Raw genomic sequence first — 15240 nt, forward strand, 5'->3', positions numbered from 1 at the left:
GGCGCGGAACAGCTCGACGTGCACCTTGCCGGCCGCGCCGACCGCGGCCAGCGCGTCGCGGGCCGACCGGACCACGCCCAGCGGCCCGCACAGGAACCACTCCTGCACCTCGGCCAGGTCGAACTCCTGGAGCAGCGCGGTCACCCGCTCGCCGTCCAGCCGGCCGGAGAGCAGGTCGCCGGGCTGCATCTCGCGGGACAGCACGTGTACGAGCTGGAGCCGGCTGCCGTGCCGGTCCTTCAGGTCGGCCAGCGCGTCGGCGAACATCACCTCGGCGGCGCTGCGGTTGCCGCAGATCACCGTGAACGTGCTAGCCGGCTCGACGGCCAGCGCCGTGGCGACCAGCGACAGCACCGGCGTGATCCCGGAACCCGCCACGATCGCGCCGTACCGGCGGGTGCGGGACGGGTCCAGCTCGGTGGTGAACCGGCCCAGCGGCGGCAGCACCGGCAGCGTCTCCCCGGCGGCCAGGCCCTGGGCCCGGGTGGAGAAGACGCCGCCCGGCACCCGCTTCACCCCGATCGTCAGCAGGCCCCGGTCGCGCAGGTCGGCGGGGGTCGAGCAGATCGAGTACGAGCGGCGCAGCTCGCCGTCGAGGCGTACGGTCACGTGCTGGCCGGGCCGGAAGGCGAAGGTCTGCCGCAGCTCGGCGGGGACCGCGAAGCTCAGCGCCACCGCGGAGGGGGTCAGCGGCTCGACGGCGGAGACGGTCAGCTCGTGGAAGGTCGTGCTCACAGCGGCGTGCTCACAGTTTCTTGATCGCGTTGAAGGGTTCCAGGCAGGAGCGGCAGCTCCACAGGCTCTGGCACGGCGTGGAGGCGTACCGGCTGATCTGCAGCACCGGCGTGGCGGGCTTGCCGCCGTGCGCGCAGCGGGGGCAGGCCGGCGTGCCGGACGCGCCCGGCGCGGCGATGCCCGTGCGCTCCAGCGCCGCCCAGCCCGACTCGGTGATCATGTCGGTGGACCAGGCCGGGCTGAGCACGGTCCGCACCTCGACGTCCGGGTGCCCGGCCGCGGCCAGCGCGGACCGGATGTCGTCGCGGATGGCGTCCATCGCCGGGCAGCCGGAGTAGGTCGGGGTGATGGTCACGGTGACCCGGCCATCCTCGGCCACTGTGGCCCCGCGCACGATGCCCAGCTCGCCGATGGTCACCACGCGCAGTTCGGGATCGGGCACCGCGCCCGCGATGGCGCCGACGTCGGTCGTCACGGTCATGCCTGCCTCCCTCCCGGGCCGGAGGCTCGCTCCGGCCTCGCGTTAAGAAGGTGCCCTTCCTCTACGCGAAGCGTTAAGAAGGTGCCCTTCCTTTCGGTTACCACTGGGCGCCCGGGTGGGCGCGGTGCAGGGACTGCATCTCGGCCAGCAGGTAGCTCAGATGCTCGGTGTGGCGGCCGGCACGGCCGCCGTCGGGGCGCCAGCGGTCGGCGGGGCGGGTGAGGCCCGCCTCGGCCAGCACCGGCTCGACCAGCGCCAGCCAGCGGTCGCGGATGCCTTCGGTCAGCTCGTGGGAGTACGGCCACAGCCCGTCCAGCGCCTCCTGCACGCGGCGGCGCGACTGCTCGGTGCCGCCGCCCAGGCGCACGGTCCACTGCCGGGCGTGGTCGAGGTGGTAGGTCGACTCCTTGACCGCCTTCGCGCCGATGCCCGCCGCGGGCTCGTCGCCGTCGGCCGCGAGGTCGGTGTAGCGCAGCAGCTGCGCCGCCGACAGCATGAGCAGCCAGGCCATGGTCCAGCCGAAGTCGAGGTCGCCGCGGGCCGGGCCGGGCGGCAGCTCGACCAGCAGGCAGTTGCGGAAGCCGTGGTCGTCGCGCAGGTACGCCAGCTCGTCCTCGTCGCCGGCGGTGGCCAGCAGCAGCCGGGCCGCGCCGAGCTGGTCGAGCGCGATGTTGGCCAGCGCGACGTCCTCCTCCAGCGTCGGCGCGCGCGAGACCCACTCGGCCAGCCGCTGGGCGGCGATCAGCGCGTCGTCACCCAGGGCCAGCAGCTCGGGGGCCGCCGGTGCGGCGGGTGCGACCCGCTCGGCAAGCTCGCTCACAGGTGCTCCACCCCTTCCGGCAGCTCGTAGAAGGTGGGGTGGCGGTAGATCTTGTCGGCGGCCGGGTCGAAGAAGGAGTCCTTCTCGTCGGGGCTCGACGCGGTGATCTCCGCGGCGGGCACCACCCAGATCGAGACACCCTCCTGGCGGCGGGTGTAGAGGTCGCGCGCGTGCCGCAGGGCCATCCCCGCGTCCGGCGCGTGCAGGCTGCCGGCGTGCGTGTGCGCCAGCCCGCGCCGGGGCCGGACGAACACCTCCCACAGGGGCTCGCTGTCGCTCACGCCCGCTCCTCGCTGCGCTCGTCGCCGGCGTGGACACCCGCGCTCATGGTTCGCTCGCTGCGCTCGCTCACGCCGTCACCTTTCCGTTCTGCTTGGCCGCGTACGCCGCGGCCGCCTCGCGCACCCAGGCGCCTTCGTCGTGCGCCCGCCTGCGGTGCGCCATGCGCTGGCGGTTGCAGGGCCCGTCGCCCTTGACCACCCGCATCAGCTCGTCGAAGTCGGGCGAGGTGTAGTCGTAGTGGCCACGCTCGGCGTTCCACCGCAGGTCGGGGTCGGGCAGGGCCAGGCCGAGGATCTCGGCCTGCGGCACGCACATGTCGACGAAGCGCTGGCGCAGCTCGTCGTTCGAGAAGCGCTTGACCTTCCACGCCATGGACTGCGCCGAGTGCGTCGAGTCGGCGTCCGGCGGGCCGAACATCGCCAGCGACGGGTACCACCAGCGGTCCACCGCGTCCTGCGCCATCGCGCGCTGCTCCGGGGTGCCCTGGGCCAGCACGTACAGCGACTGGTAGCCCTGCCGCTGGTGGAAGGACTCCTCCTTGCACACCCGGATCATGGCGCGGGCGTACGGCCCGTACGAGCAGCGGCACAGCGGCACCTGGTTGACGATCGCGGCGCCGTCCACCAGCCAGCCGATCGCGCCGACGTCGGCCCAGCTCAGCGTGGGGTAGTTGAAGATCGAGCTGTACTTCTGCCTACCCGAGATCAGCGCGTCGGTCAGCTCCTCGCGGCTGATGCCCAGCGTCTCGGCGGCGGCGTAGAGGTAGAGCCCGTGGCCCGCCTCGTCCTGCACCTTGGCGAGCAGGATCGCCTTGCGCCGCAGGCTGGGGGCGCGGCTGATCCAGTTGCCCTCGGGCTGCATCCCGATGATCTCGGAGTGCGCGTGCTGGGCGATCTGCCGGATCAGGCCGGCCCGGTAGGCGTCCGGCATCGCGTCGCGGGGCTCGATCTTCTGGTCCGCGGCGATGACGGCGTCGAAGGACGCCTCGCCGTCCAGCGCGCGGTCGGCGGCCTCGCGCAGCGCCGCCTCGGCCTCCTCGACCTCGCCGAGCAGGCTGTCGGCGCCCGCGACGCCGGGCGTGGGAGTCTCCATGCGGCCAGTGTTACAGCTATGCGCGGATCGGCGCAACAACTGTCACAACAGGGCCGCCACGCGAGCCTTCGATGTGACCTCCGTCACCACTGGCCGTCGCGCTGAGCGCGAGCAAGACTCGGAAATGGCAGCTCACGGCAGTACGACCTACCGTTGCCGCCAGCTCGGACCACCCCATATCCGGGCGAACCCACGACAATGCCGTCACCGGGAGCACCCCCTCCATGCGCCGCCGAACCTTCCGCACCGCCGCGACGACCGCGCTCGGCGTTCTGGTCCTCGCTCTGGTGACGCCTGCCGCAGCCGCGCGGCTCACCGGGGCCCCGGTGACGCCGTCCGCGCAGCACAATGTCACCGTGAACGCGAACGCGACCCCCGGACCGGCCGCGGCCGGCGCGACGCCGAGCGCCACCGCACCGCCGAGCGCCACCGCTCCCGCCCCGGCGCCCAGCGCCGCGGCGCCCGCCCGCGAGGACGCGCGGGCCGAGGCCGCCCGCCAGCCCAGCCGCTCGCTCGTGGCGGGCCGGGTCAACCTGAACTTCACCGGCGACTTCATCGGGTACGCCATGCTGGACCGGCACACCGGCGAGCTGATCGCGTCCCGCAACGCGGCGCAGACCAGCAGCACCGAGTCCATGATCAAGGTATGGCTGGTCGCCGACCACCTGCGCCGGGCCGCCGAGGCCGGGCAGACCGTCAGCCAGGAGCGCCTCGACCAGGCCAGTGCCGCGATCCGGCACTCCGACGACCGCGCCGCGCAGGCCCTCTACCTGGCCGGCGGCGGCAACGAGGTGGTCCAGCGGATGATCGACATCTGCGGGCTCACCGACACCTCCCTCTACGACCAGTGGTGGAGCCGCACCCAGATGTCGCCGCGCGACGCCGTCCGGCTCGCGCAGTGCGTCGCCGACGGCACCGCCGCCGGCCCCCGCTGGACCGGCTGGGTGCTCTCCGAGATGCGCCAGGTCACCGGCTCCACCTCGGCCGACGAACAGTTCGCCACGACGGGCGGCGGCCGTTGGGGCATCATCGACGGCGTACCGGACACCGTCGCCGGCGGCCTCGCCATCAAGAACGGCTGGACCGCGATCGGCGCCGACAGCAACTGGCACCTGAACTGCCTCGCCATCAGCGATGACTGGATCATGACCGTGATGACCCGCTACCCCGTCGAGAACGGCCTGCAGTACGGGGCCGACGTCTGCGCCAGCGTGGCGCGGCAGTTGGTGACGCCTCCCCCGGCCTGACCGACGACACACTCCGCGACCCCTCCTCCCCCCGGAGTCCCCCTCATGAAAGAGCAGTTCACCCGACGGCGCGCGTTACTGGCCGGCGGTGCCGGCCTCGCCGCCCTGACCACCGGAGGCCTCTGGTTGGCGACCCGCGACACCGGCGCCCCCTCGCACGCCGCCTGGCGGGAACCGGCCACCGACCCGTCGCCGACCCTGTCCCCGGCCGGGTCGCCGACACCGGAGTCCACCGCCGCGCCCCGCACCATCCCCGCACAGCCGGGGCCGCCCGGCATCGAGCACGCCGACCTGCTGGAGTCCGGTGACGCGAGTGCGCTGGTCAAGGTGAACACCAGCGCCTGGTACAGCTGGGCCCTGATGAACCGGCAGACCGGCACCATCGTCGGCTCCAAGAACTGGAACCAGACGAACATGACCGCCTCGATGATCAAGGCATGGCTCGCGGCCGACTACCTGCGCCGCGCCGCCGAGAACGGCCAGCAGCCCAGCGCGGCGCGGATGAACGAGATCAAGACGATGATCCGCGACAGCGCCAACGGCCCCGCCTCGACGCTCTGGGCCGAGCTCGGCAAGTCCCAGACCATCGCGCGGATGATCTCCATCTGCAGGCTGACCGACTCCAAGGCCGGTGACGGCTGGAGCACCACCCGGCTGTCCGCGCGGGACACCTGCCGCATCGCGCACGCCATCGGCACCGGCGCGGCCGCCGGACCGGCGTGGACCAACTACCTGATCAACGAGATGCGCGCGGTGCGCGGCACCGGCAACTTCGGCATCCGCCGGGCGTTCCCCAGCGGCGAGCAGTCCCGCATCGCGATCAAGAACGGCTGGGTCGACCGGCAGGCGACCCAGGAGTGGAACGTCAACTGCATGGCCCTGGGCGACACCTGGACCATGGCGGTGCTGACCCGCTTCCGGTACACCGGCCCGGACTGGAGCCCCGGCGCCGCCATCGCCAAGTCGGTCGCCACCCAGCTGCGCTCGCGCACCAACCTGATCTGACCTACAGCGACATGAACTCCGGGCCGCCCTCGGGCAGCGCCGGCGCCTCGCCGAGCAGTGCCGCCCGGCGGGCGAACTCGCGCAGGCCGTTGATCTGCCGGCCGCCCAGCGAGAAGTCGAGCACGCGGAAGTACGAGGCCAGCGTGGCGGCGTCGAACGGCTCCCAGCGGGCCGCCGCCGCAGCGACCTCGTCGAGCTCGTCCACGCACAGGTCCCGCGAGCGCAGGAACGCCTGGTGCACGTCCTTGACCAGGCCGGGGTGTGCGGCGGCGAAGTCGCGCCGCACCGCCCACACCGCGAAGACCATCGGCAGCCCGGTCCACTCGCGCCAGGCCTGGCCGAGGTCGGTGACGGCCAGCCCGCGCCGGGGCGCCTCGAACAGCGCGCGCAGCGCCGTGTCGCCGATGAGCACGGCCGCGTCGGCCTCCAGCAGCATCGCGGTCAGGTCCGGCGGGCTGGTGAAGTAGTCGGGCGTCACGCCGTAGCGCTCCGCCAGCAGCATCCGCGCCAGCAGCACGCTGGTGCGCGAGGTGCTGCCCAGGGCGATCCGGGAGCCGTCCAGGTCATTCAGCGGCTTCGTGGAGACCACGTTGACCGAGAGCACCGGGCCGTCGGAGCCGACCGCGAGGTCGGGCAGCAGCAGCAGCTCGTCGGCGTGGCGCAGGTACTCGATCAGCGAGATCGGGCCGATGTCCAGGTTGCCGGCCACCAGGTCCTGGCTGAGCCGGTCGGGGGTGTCCTTGTGCAGCTCGACGTCGATCAGGGCGCCGGACCGCATCAGTCCCCAGTAGATCGGAAGACAGTTCAGAAACTGGATGTGCCCGACCCGGGGACGCTGCACCGCGTTCATGATCAGGGAGCCTACCCCTCGGGTGCGACCCGGCGGGCGATGCCCGCCGGGCCTGTGACATCCCGCATCAGTCGACCGGCACCGCGCGGATCTGGCAGGTGACCCGCCGGGCGGTGGCGGGCACGTCCGCGCGCACGCTCACCTTGTACGGCTCCAGCAGCGCCGTCATCTTGTCGGTGAGCTCGGTCAGCTCCTCGGCGGTGATGACGATGCCGAACTCGCTCATCAGCGCGGCGTCGTACCACTGCGCGGTCTCCTCGTGCGAGCGCGTCAGCCAGTGCCGCACCCGCTCGTCGCCGCGCGCGAGGAAGACACCGGCCACCGCGCTCTCCGCGGCCCGCGCGTCGGCGTCGCCGTCCGGGCCCACCTCGATGGAGAAGCCGCGGGTGCGCGCACGCCACACCCGCTCGCGGCCGTCGCCGCGGCTGGGCGCGTCCTCGATCAGGCCCGCCTTCGCCAGCGCCCGCAGGTGGTAGCTGGTCGCGCTGGGGGACAGGCCGACCATCTCGGCGCACTCGGTCGCCGTCGCATCCTCCCCGGTCGCGGAGAGGTGGTCCATGATCGCAATACGGGCCGGGTGTGCCAGCGCCCGCATCACCGACGGGTCGGTGATCTTCAGCAGTCCCTCGGAGCTCACCGGTAAAGAAAATCACGTGCTGTGCCGTCGATGACAGCTACCATGGTCGGTCGATTCAACAGGCACTGCCGACAGCGCTTATCGAGGGGCGCAGCGCCGGGCGGCCGATCTTTCTCCGGAGAGGACGGCGATGAGCGCCCACACCCCCACCACCCCCGTCGAGCTGCCCACCGACGGTATCGACGCCGAGCGCGCCCACCTGGTCACCTCCCGCGCCGCGCTGAAAGCCATGCGCGAGCGCGCCGAGCAGCTGTTCGCCACCGGCGACCGGGTCGCCGGGGACGCGTACACCGCCGAGCAGCTCGGCCGGCACATGGCGCAGCGCATCAAGGAGCTGTCCGACGACCCGGCGGTGCCGCTGTTCTTCGGCAAGCTGACCATGTCCGACGCCGCCGAACGCTGGCACATCGGGCGCCGCCACGTGACCGACGCCCTCGGCGAGCCGCTCGTGCTGGACTGGCGCGCGTCCCTGTCGCGGCGGTTCTACCAGGCCAGCGCGCGGGACCCGCAGCAGGTCGCGGTGCGCCGCCGGTTCGGCTGGTCGCCCGCGGGGGCCGGTGGCACCACGGTGCTGACCAGCTTCGAGGACGAGCGGCTCGACCACGGCGAGGAGCTGGGCACCGGCAGCGCGATCCTCACCGCCGAGATCGAGCGGCCCCGCGTCGGGCCGATGCGCGACATCGTCGCCACCATCCAGCCGGAGCAGGACGAGCTGGTCCGCGCGGAGCTCGACGACACCATCTGCGTGCAGGGCGCGCCGGGCACCGGCAAGACCGCGGTCGGCCTGCACCGCGCGGCGTACCTGGTCTACCTGCACCGGGAGCGGCTGCGCCGGGCCGGCGTGATGATCATCGGGCCGAACCGCGCGTTCCTGCACTACATCTCGGCGGTGCTGCCCGCCCTCGGCGAGCTGGAGGTGTCCCAGACCACCGTCGCCGAGCTGCTCGACCAGCTCCCGGTGCGCGCCGAGGACGCTGCGGCCACCGCCGCCGTCAAGCACGACGCCCGGATGGCGCAGGTGCTGCACCGTGCGCTGTGGGCGCGGATCTCCCGGCCGGCCGGCCCGATCACCGTGTCGGACGGGTCGTACCGCTGGCGCGTCGACGAGGGCGTGCTGCGCCGCGTCGTCGACGAGGTGCGCCGCGAGCAGCCGCCGTACGCGCTGGGCCGGGAGCGGGTGCGGGCCCGGGTCGTGGCGCTGCTGCAGCGCCAGTCCGAGGCGCGCCGCGGCGACTCCCCGCCGGACGCGTGGCTGCGCAAGATGGGCAAGGTCAAGGCGGTCGCCGAGCTGCTCGACCACTGCTGGCCCGCGGTCACCCCGCAGCAGCTGCTCGCCGACCTCTACACCGATCCGGAGCTGCTGGCGCGCGCCGCCGACGGCCTGCTCGACGAGGCCGAGCAGGAGCTGCTGCGCTGGCCGAAGCCGCCGCGCAGCCTGCGTACCGCGCCGTGGACCGCGGCCGACGCGGTGCTCGCCGACGAGATCGCCGGGCTGCTCGACCGCCAGCCGGGGTTCGGCCACATCGTGATCGACGAGGCGCAGGACCTGTCGCCGATGCAGGCGCGGGCGCTGGCCCGGCGCAGCTCGCACGGCTCGCTGACGGTGCTCGGCGACCTCGCCCAGGGCACCACCCCGTGGGCGGCCCGCGACTGGCGGGACATGCTGGGCCATCTCGGCCGCCCGGACGGGCGCATCGTGCCGCTGAGCACCGGCTTCCGCGTGCCGGAGGTCGTGGTGGCACTGGCCAACCGGCTGCTGCCCGCGCTCGACGTGGCGGTGCCGCCGGCCCGCTCGCTGCGCCGCGACGGCTCACTGGAGGTCACCGAGTCCGCCGACGTCGTGGCCGCGGCCCGCGAGGCGCTGACCCGCGAGGGCTCGGTCGGCGTGATCGCCGCCGACGCCGCCGTCCCGGCGGTGCTCGACGCGCTGCGCGCGGCCGGCCTCGCACCGTCCGACCTGGACGGCGACGGTCGCCTGACCGTGGTGCCCGCGACGATGGTCAAGGGTCTGGAGTACGACCACGTGATCGTGCTCGAACCCGCCGCCATCGTCGCCGCCGAGCCGCGCGGCCTGCACCGCCTCTACGTCGCCCTCACCCGCGCCGTGACCAGCCTCATCGTCCTGCACACCGAACCGCTCCCGGAGCCCCTGCGAGCCTGACCGCCCGCCGGGACGCCACACCGCCCGCCGGGGCGCTGCAGCTACAAGTGCCGTGTTCGCGCGACAACTTCTGTGTTGTCGCGACAACACAGAAGTTGTCGCCTCGCGGAGACAACCACGCTCGGGAGCGCCCCGCCGACGCGGGGATGGCGCCGAGAGCGCACCCGTGCTGCGATGGTCCGATGGATGGAATCTCCCGGCGCGGACTGCTCGGCGGGCTGACCGGCACCGCGGCGCTGGGCGCGCTGTCCGCCTGCGACGCGGGCGAGACCGCGCCGACACCGCCGACCGGGACCGCGCCGCCGCTCGACCCCGGTGACTGGGACAGCGTGCGCGCGCAGTTCGCGCTGGACCCGGCGAAGGCGCAGTTCGCGGCGTACGTCTTCGCCAGCCCGCCGGCGGCGGTGCGGGCGGCGATCGCGCGGCACCGGGACGGGTTCGATGTGGACACCGTCGGCTACCTGCACGAGCATGAGGACGAGGCGCTGCGCCGCATCCACGCGGGCGCGGGCGGCTACCTCGGCGTGCCCGGCGAGCAGGTCTGCTTCACCGACTCCACGACGATGGGGCTGGGCCTGCTCTACGGCGGGCTGCGGCTGCGGCCCGGCGACGAGGTGCTCACCACTGAGCACGACTTCTACTCCACGCACGACGCGCTGCGGCTGCGCACCGAGCGCGACGGCGTGACCGTGCGGCGGGTGCGCCTCTACGCGCAGGCCGCCGCAGCCACCACCGACGAGATCGTGTCCGCGCTGGTCAAGGCGCTCACCCCGGCGACCCGCGTGGTCGCGGTGACCTGGGTGCACTCCAGCACCGGCGTACGGCTGCCGATCCGGGCGCTGGCCGACGTGCTGGCGGCGCACAACCGCGACCGCGCGCCCGAGCAGCGGGCGCTGCTGTGCGTGGACGGCGTGCACGGGTTCGGCGCGGTCGACGCCGGGCCTGTCGAGCTGGGCTGCGACTTCCTTGTGTCCGGCTGCCACAAGTGGCTGTTCGGCCCGCGCGGCACCGGCCTGGTCTGGGGCAGGCCCGAGGCGTGGGCCCGGTTCCAGCCGACCATCCCGGCGTTCGATCAGGCCGGGTTCGGCCGCTGGCTCGGGCTCGGGAACACGCCCGCCAACCCGGCCGCCTCGCCTGGCGGCTACCACGCGTTCGAGCATCAGTGGGCGCTGGCCGAGGCGTTCGCGTTCCACGCGGCCGTGGGCCGGACGCGGATCGCCGAGCGCAGCACCGCGCTGGCCACCCGGCTCAAGGACGGGCTCGCCGGGATCGGCGTGAAGCTGGTCACGCCGCGCTCGGCTGAGCTGTCCGCGGGTGTCGTCTGCTGCGCCGTCGGCTCGCTGCAGCCCGGCACCGCCGCCGCCCGGCTGCGCGACCGGGGCGTCATCACCAGCACGACCCCGTACAACCCGTCTTACCTGCGCTTCGGTGCGAGCATCGTGACCAGCGAGGCCGACGTGGACCGGGCGCTGGCGGCGGTGCGCGACCTCCTCTGACCCGGCCGACGGCAGTGCTGAGCCGGCCCGGTCAGGAGCCGGCGAGCAGGGCCAGACCGAGTTCGGTCAGCGCGTGGTGGACCGCGTTGCGGTCGCGGATGCTCGCCACCAGCCCGCAGTTGCGCAGCACGGTCAGATGCTTGCTGGCCACGGGCACGGACACGCCGAGCCAGCGGGCGATCTCCGAGGTGGTGCCGCCGGTCGCGGCCGCCTCCAGCACCAGGGCCCGGGTGCGGCCGATCAGTGCCGTCAACGGCGCCGACAGCAGGCCGCCACCGAGACCGGCCGAGGCGCCGTCCGCGCCGCGGCGCGCGAGGTCGGTCGCCAGGCGCGCGGCGACGTCGACGGGATACACCAGCACGGGCGGCAGGTCCGCGTCGACCAGCACCATCAACTGGCGGGTCTCCTTGAAGTAGGAGGGGATGAGCAGCAGGCCCCGACCGTCGAGGTACATGTCGGCGGCGCGGCCGTGCACGCCGATCTCCAGGACGTTGTCGGTGAAGCGGGCGCACGGGTGCAGGTTGCCCAGGACCGCGGCCAGCCCGCCGTCGACGAGCTGGCGGGCCCGGAGCGCGCGGTCCATCGTCACCGCCGCGCTGACGTGCCCCCACACCGGCGCCAGGGCGAGGTCGTGATAGCGGCGCAGGCCCGCGCCGAGCGCTTCGAGGCTGCCGCGGTGCCCCCGGCCGATGCCCTCGATCATCGGCCGGATGGCGGGCGGCACGTCGGGGAGCATGCCGATCTCGCGGCGCAGCCGCTGCTTCGAGGTGCCGAGCACCGCGTCGAGCCCCGTCTCGAACCCGCGCGTCGACTCGTACGGCGTGAGGAAGTCGGGGAAGTAGCCGCGCGGCGGGTTCAACGCCAGGAGCAGGGAGACGTCCCGCCGGGCCGGGCCACCCGGCTGGAGGCGCCGGCCGACCTCGCGCTTCCAGCCCGCCAGGAACGGATTGGACTCGCGCAGCCGCAACTGGTGCATGCTCAGCGAGAGCTCCCACAGGGGATCCGGTTCGGCGGCGATCCGGGTGGTTGCCAGATCCCGATCGGTGAAGTGGATCCGCAACATGGGATCCATCCTCACGGATCCCGTCTTTCCCTAGAAGCTGTTTGCCCCTGGAGGCAAACAGCCGCTCAGCCCGCGCGCACCGGCACCACGATCGGGCCGAACTCGCCCGCGATCACGCGTACCCGCGCCCGGTAGTGCCGGGCCAGCAGCTCCTCGGTCAGCACCTGCGCGGGCGGCCCCTCGGCGGCGACCCGGCCGTCGGCCAGCAGCACCAGCCGGTCGGCGTACTCGCCCGCGATGGACAGGTCGTGCATGGTCGCCAGCACGGTCAGCGACCGCTCCCGGCGCAGCGCGTCCACCAGCTCCAGCACCTCCTGCTGGTGCCCGATGTCCAGCGCCGACGTCGGCTCGTCGAGCAGCAGCAGCGGCGCGCCCTGGGCCAGCGCGCGGGCCAGGAAGACCCGCTGCCGCTCGCCGCCGGACAGCGTCTCCAGCTCACGGCTCGCGAACCGGCGCAGCTCCAGCTGCTCCAGCACCTGCTCCACGATGGACAGATCGCCCGCGGACTCGCGGCCCAGCGGCGCGATGTACGGCGTACGCCCGAGCAGCACGTAGTCGAGCACCCGCATGCCGGGCGGCACCACGGGCTGCTGGGCCACCGTGGCCACCAGCTGCGCCCGGCGCCGGCGCGGCAGCGCGCCGGTCGCCGCGCCGTCGATGGCGACCGAGCCGGTGTGCGGGACCGCGCCGCCGACGGCGCGCAGCAGGGTCGACTTGCCGGCGCCGTTGGGGCCGATGACGGTGACCCACTCGCCGGACGCGACGGTCAGGTCCACGCCGTGCAGGATCTCGGCGTCGCCGAGCGTGACCCGGACTCCCTGGACCGCGAGCATCAGACGCTCACCCGGCGGGTGGTGCGCAGCACCAGGACGAAGAAGGGCGCCCCGAAGAACGCGGTGACCACGCCGATCGGCAGCTCGCCGGGTGCGATCAGGGTGCGTGCGGCCAGATCCGCCAGCGCCAGGAAGGCCGCCCCGAACAGCAGCGACAGCGGCAGGATCGACCGGTACGTGCCACCGGCCAGCAGGCGCACCACGTGCGGCACGATGATGCCGACGAAGCCGATGAGCCCGGACACGGCGACCGCCGCCGCGGTGCCCAGCGACGCCGCGGCCAGCAGGATCAGCCGCGAGCGCTGCGGGTGCAGGCCCAGGCTCGCCGCCTCGGCGTCGCCGACGCTCAGCACGTCCAGCTCCCGGCGCAGCGCCAGCACCACCACGGTGGTGACCAGGGCGTACGGCAGCAGCAGGGTGACCTCGTGCCAGCCGTTGGTGGCCAGCCGCCCGAGCAGCCAGGAGTACACCTCGCGGATGGTGTCCACGTTGCGCTGCAGCAGGTAGGTCTGGATCGCGGCGAGGAAGGCCGACACGGCGACCCCGGCCAGGATCAGCGTGGCCGAGGAGCGGTCCCGCCCGCCCGCCACGCCCAGCAGGTACGTCGCCAGCACCGCGAGCCCCGCCCCGGCGAACGCGGCCGGCGCCAGCCAGGCGCCCTCCCGCAGCGCGATGGCCATGGTCGCGCCGAGCCCGGCGCCGGCGGCGACGCCGAGCAGGTACGGATCGGCCAGCGGGTTGCGGAAGACACCCTGGTAGCAGCCCCCGGCCAGGGCCAGCATCGCGCCGACCAGCAGCCCCAGCACCACCCGCGGCAGGCGCAGCTCGGTGATGATGGCGATCTCGCGCTCGTTCAGCCCCGACGGCAGGTCCACGCCGGGGATCAGGTTGAGCAGCTCCGCCGCGACCGAGCCGGGCGGCAGCGTGACGGGGCCGAACGCGATCCCGGCGATGAGCGCGACCAGCACGGCCCCGACCCCCGTGGCCAGCCACGGGAGCCTCAGCCGTGCCGGTCGCAGCGTCGTCACGGTCAGGCCTGGGCCTTGCCGGACGCGTCGACGATCGCGCGGATCAGGTCGACTACGCGCGGGCCCCAGCGCGAGGCGATGTCGTCGTCGAGCGCGATGACCTGCCCCTTGCTGACCGCGGTGATGCCGGCCCAGCCCGCGCGGGCCTTGACGGTGTCGAGGCTCTGGCCGCAGCACTTGGTGTCGGCCAGGAAGATCAGGTCAGGGTTCGCCTTGACCAGCGACTCGGCGGTGAGCTGCGGGTAGCCGCTGCCCTTGGGGTCGGCGGCGTCGGCGATGTTCTTCAGGCCGGCCAGCTCGAACAGCGAGCCGATGAAGGTCTTGGAGGTCACCGAGTACAGCGTCGGGTCGAGCTCGTAGTAGTAGGTCAGCGGCGTGGCCCGCTGCGGCACGTCCTTGACCAGCTTGGCGATGTCGTCCTTCATCCGCTGGGTCAGCGCGGTCGCCTCGCCCGCGTGGCCGGTCAGCGTGCCCAGCTCGGCGAGCTGCCGGTAGGTGTCGTCCAGGGTGACCGCGGCCGGGGCGACGTACACCGGGATCTTCAGGGCGGTCAGCTGGGCCACCACGTTGTTGCTGTCGGTGCTGAGCACCACCAGGTCGGGGCTCTTCGCCGCGACCGCCTCCGCGTTGGGCTGGAAGCCGGACAGCTCCGTCTTCGGGGCCTCGGCCGGGAAGTTCGAGTTGTCGTCGACGGCGGCGACCTGGCCGCCGGCGCCGATCGCGAACAGCATCTCGGTCACCGTCGGCGACAGCGAGACGATCTTGGTGGGCTGGGCGGCGAGGGTGACCGTGCCGACGGTCACCGGGTAGGCCGCCGCCGCGCCGGACGGCGTGGGGTTCGCGGCGTCCTCGGTGGCGCAGGCCGCGAGCGCGGCCACCAGGCCCGCGGCGGCCAGCGCGCCGAGCGCGCGGCGGGTGAGGGAACGGGCAGACATGTACATCCTCCTGTCGGCCGAGGCAGGTTTCTTCGCCGACAGGGCCCGATCAGGTGGGGCAGCCCGGTCCGCGAGACGCCCTTCCTCGAGAGCGTGGTTCGCGACCGTCGCAGGCGACCTGGCTCCCCGCTCGACGAGCGGGATCACAGTTGCGGGACAGCGCCGGGTTCGCACCGGCTTCGCTGCGTGCGGTCAGGCGACACGGTAGTACACACCCGCGGCGCCGTACGCGAGACGGGATCAGGATGTGCCGCTGCTCATCACGCCTTGGTCTTGCTGACTTCAGCAGCGGGCTCGTCGAGGTCGGTGGCCTCGGCGGGCACGTCCTCGCCGGCCAGCGCGGCGCGCAGCCGCTCCTTGTCGGCCTTGCGGCGCTCGAACGCCTCCTCGACCTGCGCGGTCATCTCGTCGCGCAGCCCGCGCAGCAGGAACCAGCTGAGCGCGAACGAGGCCAGCACCGCGATGCCGAGCTTGATGAACAGGTCGACGCCCGGGATGAACCAGGCGGCGCCGAAGCAGGCCAGGAAGAGGACCAACCGGCCGAGGGTGTACTTGACAGCAGGACTCACCGGTCC

16 protein-coding genes and 1 riboswitch are annotated in these 15240 nt (G+C 73.5%); of the genes, 4 read left to right on the forward strand and 12 right to left on the reverse strand.

All coding sequences use genetic code 11. The features are described from left to right. The 5 genes from AB0J67_RS10510 to paaA form a co-directional block, all read right to left on the reverse strand. Positions 1-735 (reverse strand): FAD-binding oxidoreductase (locus AB0J67_RS10510; protein WP_363479248.1); only part of this gene is annotated, 735 nt, incomplete at its 3' end. A 10-nt stretch (positions 736-745) separates the two neighbouring features. Beyond that, positions 746-1210: a 1,2-phenylacetyl-CoA epoxidase subunit PaaD gene (gene paaD, locus AB0J67_RS10515; RefSeq protein WP_363479410.1), complete on the reverse strand. Its 465-nt coding sequence runs from the start codon at positions 1208-1210 to the stop codon at positions 746-748. Positions 1211-1313: 103 nt separating this feature from the next. Beyond that, a complete protein-coding gene (gene paaC, locus AB0J67_RS10520; RefSeq protein WP_363479252.1) occupies positions 1314-2036 on the reverse strand; it encodes a 1,2-phenylacetyl-CoA epoxidase subunit PaaC in 723 nt (240 codons plus the stop codon). Then, the gene (gene paaB / locus AB0J67_RS10525) at positions 2033-2317 is read right to left on the reverse strand and encodes a 1,2-phenylacetyl-CoA epoxidase subunit PaaB (protein ID WP_363479255.1); all 285 of its coding nucleotides are present in this window, start codon (positions 2315-2317) and stop codon (positions 2033-2035) included. The genes paaC and paaB overlap by 4 nt, the downstream gene beginning before the upstream one ends. 67 nt (positions 2318-2384) lie before the next feature. Next, positions 2385-3410: a 1,2-phenylacetyl-CoA epoxidase subunit PaaA gene (gene paaA, locus AB0J67_RS10530; RefSeq protein WP_363479258.1), complete on the reverse strand. Its 1026-nt coding sequence runs from the start codon at positions 3408-3410 to the stop codon at positions 2385-2387. Positions 3411-3634: 224 nt separating this feature from the next. Here paaA and AB0J67_RS10535 point away from each other — a divergent pair, with 224 nt between their 5' ends. Both AB0J67_RS10535 and AB0J67_RS10540 read left to right on the forward strand, forming a co-directional pair. Further along, entirely contained in the window at positions 3635-4657 is a 1023-nt protein-coding gene (locus tag AB0J67_RS10535; protein ID WP_363479261.1) for a serine hydrolase, read from the forward strand. Positions 4658-4702: 45 nt separating this feature from the next. Continuing rightward, positions 4703-5662: a hypothetical protein gene (locus AB0J67_RS10540; RefSeq protein WP_363479264.1), complete on the forward strand. Its 960-nt coding sequence runs from the start codon at positions 4703-4705 to the stop codon at positions 5660-5662. A 1-nt stretch (position 5663) separates the two neighbouring features. Here the strand turns inward: AB0J67_RS10540 and AB0J67_RS10545 are convergent, their stop codons facing one another. Continuing rightward, on the reverse strand, positions 5664-6515 hold the full coding sequence (locus AB0J67_RS10545; protein ID WP_363479413.1) for a menaquinone biosynthesis protein: 852 nt from the start codon (positions 6513-6515) through the stop codon (positions 5664-5666). Positions 6516-6579: 64 nt separating this feature from the next. After that, a complete protein-coding gene (locus AB0J67_RS10550; protein ID WP_363479267.1) occupies positions 6580-7149 on the reverse strand; it encodes a metalloregulator ArsR/SmtB family transcription factor in 570 nt (189 codons plus the stop codon). Between the two features lie 130 nt (positions 7150-7279). On the opposite strand from AB0J67_RS10550, the gene AB0J67_RS10555 reads away from it, so the two are divergent. Beyond that, positions 7280-9310 (forward strand): AAA family ATPase, encoded by a 2031-nt coding sequence (locus AB0J67_RS10555; protein WP_363479270.1) that lies wholly within the window; start codon positions 7280-7282, stop codon positions 9308-9310. A gap of 182 nt (positions 9311-9492) precedes the next feature. Further along, positions 9493-10806: an aminotransferase class V-fold PLP-dependent enzyme gene (locus AB0J67_RS10560; RefSeq protein ID WP_363479273.1), complete on the forward strand. Its 1314-nt coding sequence runs from the start codon at positions 9493-9495 to the stop codon at positions 10804-10806. A gap of 31 nt (positions 10807-10837) precedes the next feature. Here the strand turns inward: AB0J67_RS10560 and AB0J67_RS10565 are convergent, their stop codons facing one another. The 5 genes from AB0J67_RS10565 to AB0J67_RS10585 all read right to left on the reverse strand — a co-directional run bounded on the left by AB0J67_RS10565 (position 10838) and on the right by AB0J67_RS10585 (position 15234). Then, positions 10838-11869: an ArsR family transcriptional regulator gene (locus tag AB0J67_RS10565; RefSeq protein WP_363479276.1), complete on the reverse strand. Its 1032-nt coding sequence runs from the start codon at positions 11867-11869 to the stop codon at positions 10838-10840. A gap of 65 nt (positions 11870-11934) precedes the next feature. Beyond that, positions 11935-12702, reverse strand: coding sequence for an ABC transporter ATP-binding protein (locus AB0J67_RS10570; RefSeq protein ID WP_363479279.1), 768 nt, complete (start codon positions 12700-12702; stop codon positions 11935-11937). Then, on the reverse strand, positions 12702-13736 hold the full coding sequence (locus tag AB0J67_RS10575; RefSeq protein WP_363479416.1) for an iron ABC transporter permease: 1035 nt from the start codon (positions 13734-13736) through the stop codon (positions 12702-12704). Before AB0J67_RS10575 ends, AB0J67_RS10570 begins: the two co-directional genes overlap by 1 nt. Next, on the reverse strand, positions 13733-14665 hold the full coding sequence (locus tag AB0J67_RS10580; RefSeq protein WP_363479282.1) for an ABC transporter substrate-binding protein: 933 nt from the start codon (positions 14663-14665) through the stop codon (positions 13733-13735). The genes AB0J67_RS10575 and AB0J67_RS10580 overlap by 4 nt, the downstream gene beginning before the upstream one ends. Positions 14666-14782: 117 nt before the next feature. Then, a riboswitch (cobalamin riboswitch) is annotated at positions 14783-14843 on the reverse strand. Between the two features lie 82 nt (positions 14844-14925). Further along, positions 14926-15234, reverse strand: coding sequence for a DUF4229 domain-containing protein (locus AB0J67_RS10585; protein WP_363479285.1), 309 nt, complete (start codon positions 15232-15234; stop codon positions 14926-14928). Positions 15235-15240 lie beyond the last annotated feature (6 nt).

The sequence above is a fragment of the Catellatospora sp. NPDC049609 genome, assembly GCF_040675365.1.
Lineage (GTDB): Bacteria > Actinomycetota > Actinomycetes > Mycobacteriales > Micromonosporaceae > Catellatospora.